At 74.5% G+C, this 1696-nt stretch carries 2 protein-coding genes; both read left to right on the top strand.

Going from position 1 to position 1696, the window contains the following annotated elements; all coding sequences use genetic code 11:
• A partial coding sequence (locus tag DT057_RS34805) for an SAM-dependent methyltransferase (protein WP_203236468.1) occupies positions 1-523 on the top strand: 523 nt, incomplete at its 5' end.
• 6 nt (positions 524-529) lie between these two features.
• Positions 530-1297 (top strand): peptidoglycan editing factor PgeF, encoded by a 768-nt coding sequence (pgeF, locus tag DT057_RS34810; RefSeq protein ID WP_128566542.1) that lies wholly within the window; start codon positions 530-532, stop codon positions 1295-1297.
• Positions 1298-1696: the final 399 nt, after the last annotated feature.

The raw sequence follows: 1696 nt of genomic DNA on the forward strand, positions 1-1696 counted from the left end.
CGCCGTGCTGACCCTGCCGGCCGCGGCCCTCGACGTGACCCGGCGCCTCGCCGGCCGGCTGCTGCGGCAGGGCGGCGCGCTCCTCGCCGTCGATTACGGCGAGGCGGCCGGCGGCACCGCCGACACGCTCCAGGCGGTGTCGCGCCACCGCTTCGCCGACCCCCTGGCGGCCCCGGGCGAGATCGACCTGACCGTGCAGGTGGATTTCGGCGCCCTCGCGCGCGCCGCCGCCGCCGAGGGCGCCCGCGTGCACGGCCCCGCCACGCAGGCCGACTTCCTGCTCGCCCTCGGGCTGGCCCAGCGCGCCGAGCGCCTCGCCGCGCGTGCGGCCCCGGAGCAGGCCGCCGCCGTCCTGGCCGGGGCCGAGCGCCTGGTCGACCGGGCGCCCCGCGGCATGGGCCGCCTGTTCAAGGTCCTGGGTCTGTCCAGCCCCCTGCCGGGGGGATCCAGCCCCGTCCCGGGGGGGACCGGCCCCGTCCCGCCGGACCTTCCCGGCCTGCCTCCCTCCCCGCCCCAGGACTGATCCGCGATGTTCATCGAAGCGCCCGAGCTGAGCTCGCATTCCGGTGTCCGGCACGCCTTCTTCACCCGCCGGGGCGGCGTCTCGGAGGGCGTGTTCGCCTCCCTCAACGGCGGCCTCGGCTCCGGCGACGAGCCGGCCCGGGTGGCGGAGAACCGCCGCCGGATGACGGCGCAGCTCGCCCTTCCGGCGGACGCCCTCGTCAGCCTGTACCAGGTCCACTCCGCCGAGGCCGTCGCCGTCGCGGCGCCCTTCAGCGAGCGGCCGCGGGCCGACGCCATGGCGACGCGGGTGCCGGGCCTCGCCCTCGGCATCCTGACGGCGGATTGCGGGCCGGTCCTGTTCGCCGATCCGGAGAACCGGGTGGTCGGCGCCGCCCATGCGGGCTGGAAGGGCGCGCTCACCGGGGTGATCGAGGCGACGCTCGCCGCCATGGAGCGCCTCGGGGGCGAGCGCGCCGCCACGGTGGCGGTGCTCGGGCCGACGATCGGCGCCGCCGCCTACGAGGTCGGGCCCGAGTTCCGGGCCCGCTTCGTCGAGGCCGACCCGGAGAACGGGCGCTACTTCGCGCCGAGCCCGGAGCGGGCGTCCCACAGCCTGTTCGACCTGCCGGCCTACATCGTGGCCCGGCTCGAGCGGGCCGGGGTCGGCGAGGTCGCGGCCCTCGGGCACTGCACCTATTCCGATCCGGACCGCTTCTTCAGCTACCGCCGCGCCACCCACCGGGCGGAGCCCGATTACGGGCGCCTCGTCTCGGCGATCGCCCTCACGCCGTAGGGGCCGTTTCGTATTCGTTAAGGACGATCACGCAAGCGTGACAAAAAAATCGCGGGAGCGTGAACCTTGGCCGTTCGGGCGCGTTGAACGGATCAGTAGCCAGGGGAATGCTCGCGACAAGCCGCCACTAAGGCCGCGGTGAAACCCACCAGCGTTGTCGCGAGGACACAGCTTTCACACGGCTGCCGGGGTATGTCGAAGCCACTGCTTCGGATGGTCGATGGCCCGAACGGGCACGATCGCCGCTGCATAGTAGGAAGGACCAGTTTCCATGAAGTCGCTTCTCAAGAGCGCTACCGCCCTCGTGGGCATCGCCGTTGCCGGTTCGGCCCTCGCCGCCGACCTGCCGCGCCGCGCCGCCCCTCCGCCGGTGTTCACGCCGGTCCCGGTCTTCACCTG

The sequence above is a fragment of the Methylobacterium crusticola genome, assembly GCF_003574465.1.
Lineage (GTDB): Bacteria > Pseudomonadota > Alphaproteobacteria > Rhizobiales > Beijerinckiaceae > Methylobacterium > Methylobacterium crusticola.

Excerpts from the sequence above, each read along its gene's own strand:
- pgeF (WP_128566542.1), top strand. The coding sequence starts at position 530 with ATGTTCATCGAAGCGCCCGAGCTGAGCTCGCATTCCGGTGTCCGGCAC.